This is a genomic window from Endozoicomonas atrinae (assembly GCF_001647025.1).
GTDB classification, from domain to species: domain Bacteria; phylum Pseudomonadota; class Gammaproteobacteria; order Pseudomonadales; family Endozoicomonadaceae; genus Endozoicomonas; species Endozoicomonas atrinae.
Genome location: NZ_LUKQ02000111.1, coordinates 1 through 17942 on the forward strand (window position 1 = coordinate 1; position 17942 = coordinate 17942).

At 48.2% G+C, this 17942-nt stretch carries 14 protein-coding genes; 11 read left to right on the forward strand and 3 right to left on the reverse strand.

What is annotated here, in order from left to right:
• On the forward strand, positions 1-1691 hold a 1691-nt coding region (locus AK963_RS33305; protein ID WP_476588283.1), incomplete at its 5' end, for a restriction endonuclease.
• Between the two features lie 284 nt (positions 1692-1975).
• Here the strand turns inward: AK963_RS33305 and recD2 are convergent.
• The gene (recD2, locus tag AK963_RS15600) at positions 1976-4177 is read right to left on the reverse strand and encodes an SF1B family DNA helicase RecD2 (protein ID WP_066016372.1); all 2202 of its coding nucleotides are present in this window, start codon (positions 4175-4177) and stop codon (positions 1976-1978) included.
• 129 nt (positions 4178-4306) lie between these two features.
• Positions 4307-4555, reverse strand: coding sequence for a hypothetical protein (locus tag AK963_RS32105; protein ID WP_139117442.1), 249 nt, complete (start codon positions 4553-4555; stop codon positions 4307-4309).
• A 41-nt stretch (positions 4556-4596) separates the two neighbouring features.
• Between AK963_RS32105 and AK963_RS15605 the strand changes: the two genes are divergently transcribed.
• From AK963_RS15605 to AK963_RS15620, 5 genes are all read left to right on the forward strand, one after another.
• Positions 4597-8175 carry a DEAD/DEAH box helicase gene (locus AK963_RS15605; RefSeq protein ID WP_066016373.1) on the forward strand — a complete coding sequence of 1193 codons (3579 nt, stop codon included), beginning with the start codon at positions 4597-4599 and terminating at the stop codon, positions 8173-8175.
• 350 nt (positions 8176-8525) lie between these two features.
• A complete protein-coding gene (locus tag AK963_RS15610; protein ID WP_066016374.1) occupies positions 8526-9158 on the forward strand; it encodes a hypothetical protein in 633 nt (210 codons plus the stop codon).
• A 422-nt stretch (positions 9159-9580) separates the two neighbouring features.
• Positions 9581-11140, forward strand: a complete 1560-nt coding sequence (locus tag AK963_RS34925) for an ATP-dependent DNA helicase (RefSeq protein ID WP_083232690.1) — start codon at positions 9581-9583, stop codon at positions 11138-11140.
• A 22-nt stretch (positions 11141-11162) separates the two neighbouring features.
• Positions 11163-12401: an ATP-binding domain-containing protein gene (locus AK963_RS34930; protein WP_083232691.1), complete on the forward strand. Its 1239-nt coding sequence runs from the start codon at positions 11163-11165 to the stop codon at positions 12399-12401.
• Positions 12398-14308: a tetratricopeptide repeat protein gene (locus tag AK963_RS15620; protein WP_066016375.1), complete on the forward strand. Its 1911-nt coding sequence runs from the start codon at positions 12398-12400 to the stop codon at positions 14306-14308. The genes AK963_RS34930 and AK963_RS15620 overlap by 4 nt, the downstream gene beginning before the upstream one ends.
• A 165-nt stretch (positions 14309-14473) precedes the next feature.
• Here the strand turns inward: AK963_RS15620 and AK963_RS31405 are convergent, their stop codons facing one another.
• Positions 14474-14713, reverse strand: coding sequence for a cold-shock protein (locus tag AK963_RS31405; RefSeq protein WP_083232692.1), 240 nt, complete (start codon positions 14711-14713; stop codon positions 14474-14476).
• Here AK963_RS31405 and AK963_RS15625 point away from each other — a divergent pair.
• The 5 genes from AK963_RS15625 to AK963_RS32110 all read left to right on the forward strand — a co-directional run bounded on the left by AK963_RS15625 (position 14705) and on the right by AK963_RS32110 (position 17704).
• On the forward strand, positions 14705-15295 hold the full coding sequence (locus tag AK963_RS15625) for a 3'-5' exonuclease (RefSeq protein WP_066016376.1): 591 nt from the start codon (positions 14705-14707) through the stop codon (positions 15293-15295). The genes AK963_RS31405 and AK963_RS15625 overlap by 9 nt on opposite strands.
• A complete protein-coding gene (locus tag AK963_RS15630) occupies positions 15292-15738 on the forward strand; it encodes a calcium-binding protein (RefSeq protein ID WP_066016377.1) in 447 nt (148 codons plus the stop codon). The genes AK963_RS15625 and AK963_RS15630 overlap by 4 nt, the downstream gene beginning before the upstream one ends.
• A 43-nt stretch (positions 15739-15781) precedes the next feature.
• Positions 15782-16093, forward strand: coding sequence for a hypothetical protein (locus AK963_RS15635; protein ID WP_066016378.1), 312 nt, complete (start codon positions 15782-15784; stop codon positions 16091-16093).
• 151 nt (positions 16094-16244) lie between these two features.
• On the forward strand, positions 16245-17120 hold the full coding sequence (locus tag AK963_RS15640) for a GIY-YIG nuclease family protein (protein WP_066016379.1): 876 nt from the start codon (positions 16245-16247) through the stop codon (positions 17118-17120).
• Positions 17121-17188: 68 nt separating this feature from the next.
• Complete coding sequence (locus tag AK963_RS32110) at positions 17189-17704, forward strand: hypothetical protein (protein ID WP_139117443.1); 516 nt, start codon at positions 17189-17191, stop codon at positions 17702-17704.
• Positions 17705-17942 lie beyond the last annotated feature (238 nt).

Here is a 17942-nt window from a genome sequence, read left to right on the forward strand (position 1 = left end):
AAATCTTTGAAGAAGAGTATGTCAACATTGCCCGCAAAGGGAAATATCGCAGCCTGTTTGAAGAGACCTCGCCAGAGGCGTTAGTAAGCCAGCTTCATAACGGTTACTTCGCCATTGATAAAAAGAAGGACAGCGCTGGTGAAGCACAGTTTAAAGACTCCAAACTCTCTGCCAAAGGCGAAGGCGGAAAAACGGCGGCGGATGAAAGCGCCTACAACCTGATCATGAAAGAGAAGGAACGGTTGCTGAGCCTGGACTGCAAACTGAAGTTTCTGTTCTCCCATTCTGCGCTGAAAGAAGGCTGGGATAACCCCAATGTGTTCCAGATTTGCACCCTGAACGAAACCGCCTCGGTGATTAAAAAACGTCAGGAGATTGGTCGTGGTCTTCGCATTGCCGTTAACCAGCAGGGCGAGCGGGTTCATGGGTTTGAGGTGAACACGCTGACGGTGATGGCCAATGAGTCCTATGAGGATTTTGTCGCCAGCCTGCAAAAAGAGATCGAGGAAGAAGAAGGCATTCGCTTTGGCGTGGTGGACGACCATCTGTTTGCTAATATTGTGATCCTGCATGAAGGTGAAAAACCGGAATTTCTTGGCGCTGAGAAGTCAGAGCAGATCTGGCAACATTTGCTGGATGCTGGCTATATCGACAAAAAAGGCAAGGTTCAGGACGACCTTAAAACGGCACTGAAGGAGGGCAACCTTGACCTGCCCTATGACGTGATGGAACAGGCTGAGCAGATTCAGGCGGTGCTTAAGAAGGTAGCGGGAGGCCTTAACATCAAAGACAGCAGCAAGCGGGAAACGGTAAAACTGAATAAGGCGGTTTTCCTGGGTGAAGAGTTCAAATCGTTGTGGGAGCGCATTAAATACCAGACCACGTACCGGGTGGATTTTGATCACCATGCTCTGATAGAAGAATGCGCTAAAGCCATTGAGAAAGACCTGGTGGCCGGTAAAACCAAGTTTGAGTACGCCAAGGGCACCGTCGCCACCAAGCGCAGCGGCCTGGAGGTGACGGAGAGCAAAACCCAAACCTATACCTATGATGCCAAAGACTATAAGTTGCCGGACATCGTCAGTTATCTGCAAAACGCCACCAATCTGACCCGACGTTCAATCGTCAGCATCCTTACTCAGTGCAACCGGCTTGATGCCTTCCGTAATAACCCGCAAAAGTTCATTGATGAAGCCACGAACATCATCAAACGGGTGATGCGCCGGTTTATTGTGGATGGCATCAAATACCAGAAAATTGGCGATGACCATTTCTACTGTCAGGAACTGTTCCAGGATAAAGAGCTGAAAGGCTATCTGGGTAAGAACATGCTCGAATCGGGGAAATCGGTGTATGACCATGTCATTTACGACTCCGATGTAGAGCATGACTTTGCCGAAGCCTTTGAGAAAAGTGAAGAGGTGAAGGTTTACGCCAAACTACCAGACTGGTTCAAAATTGAAACGCCGCTGGGTACCTATAACCCGGATTGGGCGGTACTGGTGGAGAACAACGGCAGCCAGAATCTCTATTTTGTGGTGGAAACCAAAGGCTCCCTGTTCAGTGATGCCCTCCGCCCTTCCGAGCAAGCGAAGATTGATTGTGGCCGGGAGCACTTTAAGGCATTGGGTGAGAATGTCAGCTTTGCCAAGGCGAATAATTTTGAGTCGTTTATTGATCAGTTACCCTGAGTAAGTTAGGCCTAACTTAATTAATAAGAGCACGACAAACTGAAAAGACACCAAGGAGGTGGTCGCAAAAGGTCTTGAATACCGGCTTATCCCACCGCCGTCATTCCCGCGAAGGCGGCTGTCGTGAAACCTTCCGAACTTGTTCCCACCGTCCTCCGTGGGAACGAGGGTTTTGCAACAGCCTCGAAGGAGTCTTGGGGAACCGGTAGATGGTACGAAGAGCGATTCACCCGCCGCAGGTTGCAGGCCTTTAAGTCATCAGCATGTCCACTGTGTGAGGTGATTTAACTTCCCCCCAACCTCGTCTGCAGATTCGTCAACCGCCGGTTCGATTTCCGGTTTCGTGCCGCCATGCCCACTGCTTTGGGCTGCCCCACCAGCACCACCATCTTTTTGCCCCGGGTAACACCGGTGTAGAGCAGGTTCCTTTCCAGAAGCGTGAAGTGCTGCATGGCCATGGGGATCACCACACAAGGGTATTCGGAGCCCTGGCTTTTGTGAATGGTCGTGGCATAGGCCAGGGAGACTTCGTCCAGCTCATTGACCGGATACAAAACATCGCGGCCATCAAAATTAATAATCAGCTCACCCCCTTCAATATCAATGCTTTTTACCCGGCCAATGTCGCCATTAAACACGTCTTTGTCGTAGTTATTGACCGTCTGAATCACCTTATCCCCCGGCGCATATGTCCAGCCATAGCGAGTAACCCGTGGATGAGCATCCGGGTTCAGGGCTTCCTGCAACGCCACATTCAAACTTCGAGCGCCTAAACCGCCCCGATTCATGGGGGCCAGCACCTGGATATCATTCAGTGGGTCAAACCCGAATTTCTCTGGTAGTCGTCGGGTGACCACCGACATCAGCTTGGCAAACAGCTCTTCAGGTTCCTCGCCGGTTAAATAGAAAAAGTCGGTCTCCTCCCCTTTTTTCGTGACTTTGGGTACCTGCCCACGGTTAATGGCGTGAGAACCGGTAATAATCTGTGAAGTCGCCGCCTGCCGAAAAATTTCTGTTAATCTTGCCACCGGCACCTTACCCGATTCCATCAGGTCACTGAGAACAGAACCCGGCCCCACCGAAGGCAACTGATCCACATCCCCCACCAGCAACACCGCTGCCGAATCCGGCACGGCCCGCAACAGCTGATTCATCAGCACCACATCCACCATGGAGCACTCATCCACCACCAGAAGATCGGTTTCCAACGGGTTGTCAGCATTTCGTTTGAAATCAAAGGCAGACGGATCAAAATCCAATAACCGGTGAATCGTGGTGGCTTCCTGTCCTGTTGACTCAGAGAGTCGCTTGGCAGCCCTGCCGGTGGGTGCGCACAAGGTGACATCTACTCCCTTAGCAGCAATGATCTTGAGAATGCTGTTCACCACCGTGGTTTTCCCGACACCGGGGCCACCAGTGATGATGCAGAACTTTTTCTGCACGGCCAGTGCAACGGCCTCTTTTTGCGAACCCGACAACGTTATCGCATTCTTTTCTTCCACCCAGGGAATGGCCTTCTCCATCTCAATAGACGACCAGCTTGAGGTACCACTCAATAAACGATTCACATGGTTAGCCACGCCCAGCTCCGCCCGATAGAGCGGGGTCAGAAACAGGCAGGGCACCTCATCAATGATTTCCGGCGTCAGCCGATCCTCGTTTACTTCACACTGGATCGCTTCCTTAATGGTGTCTTCAGGGATTTCCAACAGTTTTACCCCATCCATCACCAATGACTGAAACGGCTGGGCGCAATGGCCATCGCCTGAGCACTCCTGTAACACATGGCGCACCCCGGCCTGAGCGCGAATCAACGAGACCCGGTCAATGCCCAGTTGCATCGCCAGATCATCCGCCGTTTTAAACCCGATCCCGTGAATGTCCAGCGCTAACCGGTAGGGGTTCTCCTGAACTTTGGCCACGGACTCATCGCCGTAAGTTTTATAGATCCGCACCGCTCTTGCCGTGCCAACACCGTGGGATTGCAGGAAAACCATAATTTCCCGAATCACCTTCTGCTCGGACCAGGCCGAAGTGATCTTCTCCCGCCGCTTCTTGCCGATGCCCTCCAGCTCCATCAGCCGTTCCGGGTTCGCTTCAATAATATCGAACACCTGCTCACCAAACGCTTTCACCAATCGTTTGGCAAAGTGTGGACCGATCCCTTTCACCATGCCCGAGCCGAGATACTTTTCAATGCCTTCTAGGGTATTCGGCGTGACGGTTTTAATGTGTTTAACTTTGAATTGCACCCCATGCTTATGGTCGTTAAACCAGATGCCGCTGGCGTCAACAAACTCACCGGGCGTAATGGAGGGTGTACTGCCGGTCATGGTCACCAGCTCCCGCTGCCCTTTACACTTCACCCGAATCACAAAAAAGCCACTGGCTTCGCTGTGAAAGGTGACCCGCTCCACCGAACCCTGCAAGTGGACGACGGGTTGATGATCGGTGTGGCGCGGGCTATGTGCTGGAGTTATATCCATCAGGCACTCAGTTATTTTCTATGGTCGGGGAGAAATTCGTTATCATTGATGATTTTATCAATGCTTTTTAATCAAGCGACAGAATAAAACGGTTATTTTTTCATGCTAACGAGAAGTAGAAGACAATGATCATCGGTTTGGTCTGGCCATTGTTGAGTTTGCGGATAACAGTAATACGTTAAACCGGTTCCAGCTAACCCCATGGGAACCCCTGCTTCTCAGCACCTGCCGCTCAGAAAGGTTACGGCAGATGACGGATGAAAATGTTAGAGCGTGACGGGACGCGACCACAGCAATACAGTAATGATTATTGAACCCATGGCCGGTTTTTCTGTCTGACTGAATGGCTCCATATCCATGGAACGATTTATTGTCCATAATTTCCGCACCCTACTCACTGAATAACGTTCACCGCACCAATGACCCAGCTTAATATTGATCTCAACCATATTTTCACTGCCGCCACCCTGCAAAGGGGGCGGGACTATTTTAAAAAGAATAAAGTCAGCAAGATTGAGCTGGATGATGAGGTTGAAAATGCGCTCTTTGGCCTGGTGAGAGGCAGTGGCCGAAAATCCTATGAGGTGGAGGTTTGCTTCTACGATCGTCCTGATGACCCGGAAGAGGATGCTATTGAGGGTTTCTGTTCCTGCCCGGTAGGCTATAACTGCAAACATACGGTGGCACTTCTGCTATCGGGGGAGCAACGGTTTGGTGCCAGGCGTCTTAATCAAATGCTGGATGACAGCGAAGCCAGTTTACCGCCGTCCTCCACCTCCGCTGCTGAAATCGAAACGATCAGAAAATTGCTAAAGGAACAGTTTGGTAACCATCTTACTGCTGATGCATTAGAAGCCGCGGTTGCCGATTTTTTTGGGAATGAGTATTCCGAAAGCATGGGATCCAAATCCCCAGAACAACTCGCCCAGCAACAGGCCAGAAAGCTGGAAGAGCAGAGAAATAACTGGTTAAGGCGGCTGGACATTGCCGTAAAAAACCGGGAAAGAGACGAAGCACAACAAGAAGAACAAGGCACCAACACCAATATTACCCTCTATGTTCTGGAAGAGAATTCCTATCAGGGTGGAGTGATCGTTCAAATTTGCCTCTCCCGCTATCTGAAAAAAGGCGGTTATGGCAAACCCACCCCCTATAGAGGCGCTTACAACTGTATTCACAACAGCAACTGGCCCGCCAGTATGAACGACAATGACCGCCGTATTCTCAAGCTGGCCTACATCAATAAACGGATTGATGTCTATCAGGGGAAAATCACGCTCGCTGGTGAGGAAGGGCATGAGTTACTGGAAAAAATCATGGCAACCGGTCGCTGTGTGGTGGGGCTTGAGTTGAAACTACCGGTTGTTCGTCAGTCGGCCATCAAGGGTGAAATCCGGTGGCAGTTGGATGAGCAGGGGCTGCAACGTCCTGAGCTGGTCAATGCCAGCAGTGGGCAGCCACTGCTGCTCATTCCTTCAGAGCCAGCCTGTTACCTTCAGCGACACCAGGACCTGTTTCACTGCGGTGACCTGACCGGGCTGCCTGATCCAACCTTGCTGGGACTTCTGCTGGATGCACCACCGCTGGATGAGGCAGGCATTGATATCACCAGCAAAACCCTGAAAGCTGTTTTTCATGACAAGGTGAATGACAAGAACAGCCCTAAAAAGAGCAAAAGCAGCGAAAGCCAGAAGAAAACGAGGATCCCGTTGCCGGAAAAGGTCTCCGTGCTCACGGTAACCCCAAAACCGCAACTGCTGCTGGACAGTATTCCCACCGGCAATAAGAAATCCGATGACCGGCTGGCCCGTGGACGGGTGAGCTTTGATTACAATGGCCAAATAATACCCCTTGGCAGTAACCAGCAATCCCTTAAACCCACCAACGGCAGCCATCAGATCATCCCCCGGCAATCCGGTGCAGAGTATCTTGCGTTGGAACAGTTGCCCGACTTTATTGAACCGGCCCACGTCAGTCATATAGAAACGGTGCGGCAGGTGGCCGGGCTGGATATTCACGACTTGATTACCGGTGTATCCGGTACTCAGTACCGTAACCGCTGGTTACGTTTTATGACCGATGCCCTGCCGGATCTGGAAGCGCAGGGTTGGACCATCGAGATTAATGACAACTTCCCCTTCCAGTTTGAAGCCATCTCGGATGATGACTGGTATGCCGAGCTGGACGAGTCTGAAAACAACTGGTTTAACCTGCGCCTCGGCATCACCATTGATGGCAAATCCATCGACCTGTTGCCGCTGCTCGCTCGCCAGATCAACCAGCTGCCCACACTGGACGATCTGAAAGAGATGCCAGCGGACGCGCTGGTTCCCGTTGCCCTGCCCGGTGGTAAATTCATTCAGCTGCCCGCTGAACGTTTGAGACTGATTGCCGGAACCCTGTTGGAACTCTTTGGTGACCGGCCATTAAATGAGTATCAGCTGCAGAATTACCATGCTGAAATCTGGCAGGAACTGTATGACCAGCTCGGCCTGCCCTGGGCCGGTGGTGAAAAGCTGCTGGCATTGAGTAAGAAGTTAAAAACCTTCAAACGTCTCAAGAGTGCTAAACCGGCCAAAGAGTTGCAGGCGGAACTGCGCAGTTACCAGCAACATGGCCTTTCCTGGCTGCAGTTTCTGCGGGAGTTCGGTCTGAACGGGATACTGGCTGACGACATGGGGCTGGGCAAAACCCTGCAAACCCTGGCTCATTTGCAATTGGAGAAAAAACGCCTCGGTGATCAACTACCGCCGAGTATGGTGGTGTGCCCCACCAGCCTGCTCCATAACTGGCAGCATGAGGCTAAGCGCTTTACACCCGACTTAAGGGTACATATTCATCATGGTTCGAGTCGGGACAGCAAGGCAATAAAGGACACCGATCTGGTACTCACCAGCTACGGTGTTATTCAGCGGGATTTTGAACAACTGGCGAAAACCCGTTTCCATCTGCTGGCATTGGACGAAGCGCAGGCGGTGAAGAACCCCAATGCCAAAAGTGCCAAAGCCATTCGCTGTCTGGCGGCGGAACACAAACTTTGCCTGACCGGCACGCCCATGGAAAACCACCTGGGCGAACTCTGGACACTGTTCGACTTCCTGATGCCCGGCTTTTTGGGAGCAAGAGACCAGTTTACCCGTTTTTATCGCACCCCCATTGAGCGGCACTGCAATCAACAACAGGCGAAAAAGCTGCAGAAACGGATAGCGCCGTTTATGTTACGCCGCAGTAAAGACCTGGTGGCGAAAGAGCTGCCCGCCAAAACCGAGATCATTCGCACCACGGTGCTGGACGGTAAGCAGCGGGACCTCTACGAAACCATTCGAGCCAGCATGGAAGCCCGGGTCCAAAAAGAAATCGAGAAAAAAGGCCTGGCACGTTCACAGATTGTTATTCTCGATGCGCTGTTAAAGATGCGACAAGCCTGTTGTGACCCGTCACTGGTTAAACTGGAGCAGGCCGCCGACATTAAAGAGTCGGCCAAGCTCGACCTGTTGATGGATCTTGTCCTGCCCATGGTGGAAGAAGGTCGAAAAATACTCATCTTCTCGCAGTTTACCAGCATGTTGTCGCTTATTGAGACGCGACTGGACAAAGCCAAGATCCCCTGGGTACAACTCACTGGCCAGACCCGCAATCGACAACACCCCATTGACACCTTCCAGAAAGGCGATGCGCCGGTCTTTCTGATTAGCCTTAAAGCCGGTGGAACCGGCCTTAATCTCACCGCCGCTGATACCGTGATACATTATGACCCCTGGTGGAATCCGGCAGCAGAAGATCAGGCCAGCGACCGGGCACACCGCATCGGTCAGGACAAGCCCGTATTTGTCTACAAACTGGTCACCGAAGGCACGGTGGAGGAAAAAATCCAGGCATTGAAGGAAAAGAAAAAGGCCATTGCCGATGCCATCTACGGTGATGGAACCGGCAAGAAAAAACCGTCCATTACGGCTGAAGATCTCAATGTGCTCTTTGAGCCTTTGAAACAGGCGTAGGAGTTATCAAAAGAGCGGCGATTCCGAACTTCCACCAGCATTAGACCACTTCTAATGATCGGCAGCGGCAAAACAGTATCTCTCGTGTGATGAGTTTTCTCATGACGGAGGCTTGAGTTGTGTGCGATTGAAAATTTTACGTACGGTTATTAGGGTTTGGGTGGCAGTAATGTCACCCTGACTATTCGGAGGGAAGCAGATAAGTCCCCCCCTACAAGTGGAAATTCTCAAATGACAGCCCATTCTGTACTCGAAGATCCCCCCGGCAGATAACTGTTTTTACTGTCTTTCAATACGTCACTAAACCATGTCATTATCGATTGGCTTATGGATCAGGGAGAGTAATAAGGATGACCGCTCAATTCTCCAGCCACCTTACACTTGATGATATCTCATACAGCGTTACTGATGCAGAGCCTTTTCCAATATTTCATCCGAATATGCTAGGCATCGACGTATCTCCTATGGGTACCTTTTGCTGGGCTGGCTATATCGTCACTTATGAATGCAAAGAGGGTCAGCTATTTGCCAGGTCAATGAATTTAGGTGTATTCAAAGATGAACCATTAGTCAATGGCATTAAACCTGACCCACTGCCGGAGTGTGATGACCTGACGCTGGCTTTGATGTTTGGCCGCCGTTACACCGATGTGTGGCTGCCTCTTGACTATACAGGCGAAGTGCTTGTTGGTAATGACTGGGTTGGCAATCTGGGACGCGGCCATCATGGCAGTGCCCCGGCCGTTGAGTACAACGAGATAAAGAAGATTGTGTTCTCAAAAGGCAAGATTCAGCAGATAACGGATCTCTCGGATCAGTATGTAGCAGAACGACAAATCCTTATCGAAGCTGAAGAAGAAAAACGGGAAAAAGAATGGAGTATTGAGGAGCGCAGGCGCCGAAGAATGCACTTTAAGCGAAAGATCCTGAGTTTCTTTACCAGAAAGAAGCAGCCAATGGCTACCCATCGAGATGACTGGTGATACTTGGTTATCATTAGGCCACCTCAAAGCAGCATTTTCACACCAAGAAAGGGAAAGAAAACAGCACAAGCCTTAAGCCCTGTTGTCATAAGGTTCCAAACCTCAGTCGTTCGTAAAACCGCATGCCACAAGGCGAACGGGTGCAGGTGTAGTGGTTCTACATCAAAACCGTTCAACGAAACTGGAAGACGGCTTTACGAACTCGGAAAATAATTGTTTGCTGACCTAACTCACGCCCAAGAAAAAAGGATTAATGTACACTACTGATCCTGGGCAAACTGTTAGCCTCTATCTTCAGTAACAGGTACTGTTGTCACCCATAGGAAATTCAATAAAAGCTGTAGTACATATGCTCTCTGACAGTCCCAGTACAAAGAGCAAGTTGCCAGGATGACTCGAGAAAAGAGAATTTATTTATAGCTATGCAATCCACAAATTTTCAACCTCTAGCAGCAAGCTGGCCAGAACTATACGAGCATGCTTGCTTCGCAGAACAGTATGCCTATACGGACCCTCATACCGCTATTGTCAAGCTGCGATGCTTTGCCGAGGTATTAGTCGGCAATCTATATCGAGACCTTGAACTGCGCTGTGAAGAGGGTGACAGTTTCTTCGAAAAATTGAAGTCTGAGGCTTTTCAAGAACTGGTCGACAGATCAATCCTCAGTAAGTTTCATGCAATCCGTATTCTTGGCAACAAAGCAGCCCACGGGAGTAACGTCACCTCTGATGATGCATTGGCGTTAGTAAAAGAAGCCTATTTAATCGGCAAATGGCTCTATAAAACCTATAGCTTAGATATCAGTGGTGACTACCCTGAGTTTGAAGATCCGGCTCATCCTGATGACAACTATAAAAAGCTGAGTACTGTTAATAACTTTTTGGCAGAACAACTCAACGCAGCAAAAGCAGAACTACAACGACTTGAGGCATCAGAAAAAGCAGCTCAGCAGCATGCTGAAAGCCTGAAGAAAGTTTTGGATAATTCCAGACATGTAACCTTTAAAAATGCCTCGGCTCAGGCAGCCAACTCTTTCGACCTCGAATCAGATAACACCCGTCAGCTGATCAGCATCCATGATGCCTTTTCCCAATATACACTCAATGCCGGTCAGGCTGAGCTGGTAAAAAAGCTTGAGCATTTCCTCTCAAGTAAAGAAGATAAGGTCTTCCTGCTCAGAGGTTATGCTGGTACTGGTAAAACATTCATTACCAAGGGGCTAACCGAATATTTTCGCACTATAGGTCGAAACTATGTATTGGCTGCCCCTACCGGTAAAGCATCGAAGGTGATTGCCAATAAGACCCAGTCTCCTGCCTATACTCTTCATAAAACGATCTACTGCTTTAAAGACATTAAAGAATATCGTGAAGATGATCTTGAGGGCTCAGAAACCTATAAACTCTATGCTCAGCTTGCGGTAAATGAGATGTCTGCGGACACAGTGTTTATCATTGACGAAGCCTCAATGGTGTCTGATGTCTACAGTGAAAATGAGTTTTTCCGTTGCGGTTCTGGGCATTTGCTTCGTGATTTTCTCAAGTACGTAAACCTTGATCATAACGACCACCAGAAGAAAGTCATCTTTATTGGTGATGATGCCCAACTTCCTCCTGTTGGAATGAACTTTTCACCCGCATTGGATAATGGCTACCTCTTCAGGGAGCATAATTTACGTTCTACTGGATTTGAACTCAAAGAGGTGGTCAGGCAGAAATCAGACAGTGGGGTTATGCGAAACTCCATACAATTGAGAGAATCTTTGGGTAACGGCTCATTTGGCCAATTAGTGCTGGATCTCAATTATCCTGATCTGCACAAGGTTGAGCATAATGACTTGCTCTCCCAGTATCTGAAATCCTGCCAGGGTAAGATTAATGGTGAATCGATTGTTATTGCCCACTCAAACTCGGATGTAGCCGCTTATAACAAACATATTCAACAAACATATTCGGGAACACTTTTTTCCACATTGCCCTGAAATCACCTCGGGTGACAAAGTGATGGCTGTCAGTAACAGCAACACATATGGCTTCTTCATCTCGAATGGCGACTTTGGCCTGGTAAAATCAGTTTCTGATACTATTGAGCAGCGAGTGGTTACCCTGAAGCGTAAAAATCAGGAAACCGGTAAAACAGAAGAAGTCAACGTACCTTTGAGGTTCAGGCGTATTGATGTTGGGTTTAAGGACCTGGATGGAACTTCACATTTTTTCAATGCCATGATTTTTGAGGACTTGCTTTACAGTGAGCACCCTGGGCTGAGCTCTGATCAGAACAAAGCGATGTATGTGGATTTTTGCATTCGTAATCGTTATTTGGAGCGTGGAAGTCTGGCATTCAAAGAAGCCCTTAAATCAGACCCATACTTCAATGCATTACGCCTGAAGTTTGGTTACGCCATCACCTGCCACAAAGCGCAGGGCAGCGAGTGGAACCACGTATTTGTTAAGTGCAAGACACACCAGAGTCAGTTATCAGCTGACTATTTCCGCTGGCTTTACACAGCCATTACCCGTACCGCTGATAAACTCTACCTGCTGGATCCGCCTGATATCAAAACGGGCAGCACTATGTCGCGGGCGTTTAACTCGGGTATAGAGATAATTGCAGGCAATACCCAAACTGCACCCACCCCTGAAATCAATGCGAATCCAACAGGTAAGGAGTCTATAAGCCAGTTTGGAATTCCTGATAGTGCAGGATTTTTATTGGCAATCCTCGAACGGGTGAAAAGTCTCATTGCGGGGCATTCCATTGAAATTGACGATATCATTCATAATCAATATCAAGAAGCGTATGTCTTTAAACGAGAAAATAACTTTGCTCGCATAAACATTACCTATAGTGGCAAGAACAAAGTGACCAATGTTGTTGACGCTCAAACAACTGAGTTAGGCAGTTATGTGGCAGGCTTGCTGGCACCGTTAAAGAATAACGCACTCCCTGTAAAAACAGCTATTCAGCTGCCTTCGTTCCAGTTTGAAAAAGCTTTTTTGAATGATTTCCACCAGCGCCTTTCATTACTGGCTGGAGATCATGGGATATCAATTCAGGATGTGACCTCTCAACAATGGAGCCAGCGGTACACCTTCGTTCGTGATAGTGAAGTGGCGATCTTCGATATTTATTACAATGGAAAAGACAGATTTACAAAACCGGTTCCGGTAATCCCCGCCTGCACTCCAGGTTCCCTGGTGATTGATGTAGAAATGTTGCTGATTGAAGGTATGAGTGCATGATTACCAGCAAAGAAGTATTCGAAAAACGCAAGGTCAACCTTGATGAAGCATACCAAATGGCGATGCAACTGGTGAGCACACCGCAACCTGATGACTGGGACTATAAAGCACTTGCTTGGTGCCTGATTGACCTGATCAAGAGGGACAGCGTGTCATCTCAGAGGCAATACTTGGCTCACTATAAACAACAGCTGGAATCCATTTCGATCGACTCCAGGGACAGCATTCTGACCGATCAGCGTAAATATGTGTTGTCGCTTTGCAGCCCTCATATTGACACAATCCGTCAGGCAAAATCCTTGAGCAAGGAAGGCAAGCATTATGAGTCCGCAGACCTTTATAAAAGCATACTTCGTCAGGGGGAAACATCGATAGAGGTTCAGACTTCACTCGCCTGGGAGCTGTACAAGTTAACCAAAGAATTAACTGCCAGCACACCAGTCAACCTCAATCTTGCCAAGCGCTATATCAACGATTACCTGCAATTGAATGTCGAGAAACCTTCGTTGCTTCACACCTGCTTTCTTCAGTTGGCCGCAAAACTGGCCGCAGGAGAAGGATTCAATATCGCTGCATTTGTCCGCTTATGGAACCTTGAATACTTACGTCCTGAGGACTACCAACGCCACATCAGTGATGACGGAAAAAGTTACCCGGCACTGGCGGAAAAAGTGATACAGCAGGCCAGTAAGGTTGCTGTCAAAACCAACGATTCAGTCCGTTTAGAGTACATCCTACCTTATGTCGACAACGCTATCTCCCGGTACTCCGACAACATCTGGCTGACGTTTTACAAGGCCAAAATCCTTCTTACTCTTGGGCGTCAGCTAGAGGCTTTGTCATTCGGCATTACCATCACAAAAGCTAAAGCAAATGACTTTTGGGCCTGGGAGTTACTTGGAGATATAAGCCTGACAACAGACTCAGATGCCGCATTCAGCTGTTATTGCAAAGCATTGCGTTGTTCTTCAGATATCAATTTCACAACGAAAGTTAAGCTCAAGCTTGCTCACCAATTGATCACCAAACAGCATCTTCCAGCAGCAAAGCTTGAAATGCAACAAGTCATGGAGTTCAAAGAAAAGATTGGGCAGAAGACACCAGCAGGATTTAACGAAGTCATTAATCAAAGCTGGTATGAAGGCACAATTCCTGCAGAATCCAATCAGTCTTTGTATGTGGCTAACTCGAAAAAAGCAGAGGAACTACTGCATAGCCAACTTCCATGGGTTCATGTGAACCTGGGTGAAAAATATACTGTACCGGGGAAAGAGAATAAGCCCAAGCGTAAGCTCTATCTTGGGTTGGATACATCTTCAGTGCCATTGGAAGTCAGTGTACCAGAGTCAAAGTTCTCATTTGACAGACTGCAGCCGGGTGCAGCTTTAAAAGTTAAAGGAGAGCCTGATCACAATAAGGTATTTCAAATCTTTGTTATTGAAAACAGGAATACTGACGCTGCCTGGGACGTTTTTTCAGAAAAAGTGGGCGTAGTAGACCATGTAAACCGATCTAAAAATCTTATTCATTTTATCGTCGATAGAAGTTGCGATGGCATCATCCCTTGCTCAGAAATTCCGGAATCATTTGAGGAAGGCGATGCAATAGCTCTTAAATTGTCAAGATATTCTACAAAACAGGGAGTAAGACACCGAGTTCTATCTGCACAAAAAACAGAAGACACACCTGAAAAATCTGTGATGCGCAAATTCTCTAGTACCGTTAATGTCAGTGGCGGTATGGGGTTTACCTCTGATGATATTTTTATCCCTCCTCCGTTGATCACAAAACACACCATTGAGGACGGAGACCAAGTCACCGGAACAGCAATATTGGGTTACAACAAAAAACGCAGTACATGGGGCTGGAAAGCCATCAAGGTTTGTCAGCAGATGGCAATATCATGACGCTCCTTTAAGAAAACCGAAGTCGTGAGAAACCGGGGCGGTTTTGATTCTTAAACTTCTCTCCCTTTTACTTTTAAAACCATAAAAAGGGCGATACTCGAAAGCACTGCCCTTCTTGTTCTCACTTGACGTAAGGTTAGAGACTACAAAATGCAGCCACGACCATTAAAGTGGTCGAATATCTTCAGCCTGTGGGCCTTTCTGACCCTGAGTTACTTTGAACTCAACGCGCTGGCCTTCCTGCAGGGACTTGAAGCCATCACCAGTGATTTGCCGGAAGTGAGCAAACACCTCTGGTCCACCAGGACCGGCGCAGCATGATTCCCCCAATGTTCCGAGTGCTTCAACTACCCTTGAGTCATTTGACGTTACCGTTCGAAAAGAGGCTGTTGATTCATGGGTCATAAGAAAGCAGATACCGTGGTGGTTTTGGATCTTGAAACCACAGGGTTCTCTCCGCGCAAAGGTGACCGAACCATTGAGGTGGGCGCTGTGCTGATTGAACATGGCACGGTCACAGACCATTTTCAGGGGTTAATGAATCCTGGCTTTCCGGTCAGCGAGTTTATTTCCGACTACACTGGCATTACCAACGCCATGCTGGAAAATGCACCATCGTGCAGTGAGGTGATTGGAGAGCTGGCCCGGTTTATCGGTTCGCATAATCTGGTTGCCCATAATGCACCGTTTGACCAGCGGTTTCTCGATAATGAGATGGGTTTGGCGGGTACGACCTACTCAGGCGAGTTTGCCTGTTCCCTGGAAGCGGCAAGATGGGTGTACCCCAATGCACCCGATCACAGACTGTCAACACTGGTGGATTATAAGCATCTCCCAACCGATGGCACCTACCATCGGGCACTGTCTGATGCCAGGATGACGGCCCATCTCTGGCTGGCCATGTTGAACGATTTGTCCCGGATACGGCATTCAACACCTATCGCTTTTTCGGACATGCAGTGCCTTAGAGCAGTGATGGAGTATTGATTCTTAATGCGACATCAAACAAGCCAGAAGACTGGTTACCGGTTGATGATGACTATTTTGGTGATGTAATGACGATAAACACAGAATACGATAGCTCATGGGATGAGGGTAACCATGTGTTTTACGACACCATGTTTATTGAATGGAAAAACCGGGACTGGTATGAATACCTGGTTGAGAACCTGACATTCCCGTTCCCGGCCATCCGACTCGAGGATAACTCAGGCCAATTTTCAACCAAGCGGGATGTGCCATTTGGCCAGGGTCATACTGTTGAAGTTAAAGACATTCAAATGGAAGATGATCTGCGGGGCTTGATCGTGAGTGTGAAAGAAGGCCGCAAGAAAGGCCACCTTCCCCTTTGTGAGCTGGAAGTCACGGCTAAAGACCATCCCTGCTACTGGCCACTTCGGGAGTATGTAGTCTGGTTTGCCAACCGGTGAGTTACCCCGCTGAGTTTACGATAATTGATATGGAATGCAAACGATGTCCCAATGGACAGAACAGGCAATCATTCTTGGTAAAGCCATCATACTTCAGTTTCACCATCGCCTCGTGGAAGAGTCAGACGGAGATGAGCATTACATCATCAACTTGAAGACGGTCATTCATGGCATGATTTCCACCGCTTCAGACCCACTCAGTCGAAGACAAGTGCAGCAGACTTTGCACGATTATGCTCGTAACCTCTATGTTCAGTTTTGCTTCCATAGAGATCAGACTAATGATCAGTCCGCCCTGGAAGAGGCATTGGATACGTTTGATTTTCTGTATGAGCATGAAGGTTGGCCACAATAGCCTCTCTTCTGCTTCTTGCCTTCAATCCGAATCCGTAAGGCATGGGTCAGGACGAATGGAGCTATTTGAACCTTGAAGCTATTTTCTAAAAAACTGAGTGGTATGATAGGACATTATTTTTTTGTCACTGCCATCTCAGAGATAAGGGATCATGCAACCCGCAACTATCAAACTCTTCCTGATCAACGGTAGTCCAACCGGGCTGCGAACCGCTGAAATTTCAAACTGGACGGGTAAGGCCATTGCTGGTCCCCGAAGTGATCTTGATGATTTATTAAGGCGACCGGAATTACAAAGCCCTGGAGTGTATCTGTTAACAGGTACCGATTCTGAGTCTGGTGACCCTGTTCTCTATGTTGGAGAGGCCGAGAACGTCTCTAAACGCCTCAAGCAGCACGCAAAGACAGAAGAAAAAGATTACTGGGTTCATACCTCTGCTTTTGTCAGCAAAGATGAAAATCTGACTAAATCCCATATCAAGTATATTGAGGGCAAGCTCATACAACTTGCTCACAGTAGCAAACGCATGATTGTAATGAACAGCGTTTCCAGTGGCTCTTCTCTACCGGAGGCTGACCGGGCAGAGATGGATATTTTTATCCAGAAAATCCTGCAACTGTTGCCGGTATTGGGAATTCACCAGTTCTCTGTTACGGCTACACTTTCTCCTTTTCAGTCCAATCCCAAAGCTTCGATCTATAGTGATGAAGTCCCACTTTTCCACATTAAGAGCAAGGGAGTAACGGCATCTGGCAGGAGATCCGAAGAAGGGTTTACGGTATTCAAAGGATCTCTGGCCGTAAAACTCGCTGTGAAGGCATGCCCTGCCGGTGTGGTTAAAAGCAGAGAGCGTCTGCTCGAAAAAGGGGTTATTGCCCTCAACGACGACCACTTTGTATTTACCGAGGACTACGAATTTTCCAGCCCCAGTACGGCTGCGGCTTTTGTTCAGGGTGGCAGTGTGAATGGGCTTACGGCGTGGGTAAATGGTGAAAACCAGACGTTGAAGAGTTTTGAGAGTCAGTAGTCTTTGCGTTGCCCTGACGTGAACATTCAGGAATCATCCACAACATTCAATAATTACAGTGAAACCCTATGGATATTCTAAGTACCTCTCTGGCCACCCTGATCACCTCGATGAGTGGCAACATGACGGACAGCTATGTTGAGAACGTGAATAGTCAATTGACGCCTGTAGTGATTGAGCATCAGGGGCATGACATTTATTTCAAGCACCATTTGTGGAAGATTCGCAGCAATAGCGTCTGCCAGAACAAACGGCACAAGATTACCGAGTTTTCTCAATGTACCATTGCAGCCAAGTCTGCATTCAATGAGGTCTGTAAAGTCAGCAGTGGCAAAAACTTCTCCAACCATAAAGCTAAATCCATGGTTCGTATGTATTGCCAGGCAGCTTCAACTTTTCAGCCCACTATTGCATCAATCCAATCAGGTTCTCTTAACGATGGTTCAACCAATTCTCAACTACGCCAACTCAAGCAACAATGCTCAATGCTAACGCTTGAGAGTCAGGAGTCATACGACCCTACGATTGAATCCAAACGAGCAAAGGTTTGCTCTGAATATAAGCGTCTTTCTGATCAGAAGTAGTCACTCTCTGCTCAAAATGTAACGCCTCGATGATCTGGCGCAGCACCAAAAAAGGGATCAATTTTGGCCATTTTCTCTGGCTGTAGCCGTTTTCCCACTGGTAGAGGAATAATACCAATCGCATTTTCTAAATCCTTAAGCTGCCGCCAACTATGCTTAGGCATCATTACCATGCATTATCTAGAACAGATGTCTCGTCGACCACAGCTACCCGAAGGTTTTAATGATGTTGATTTTC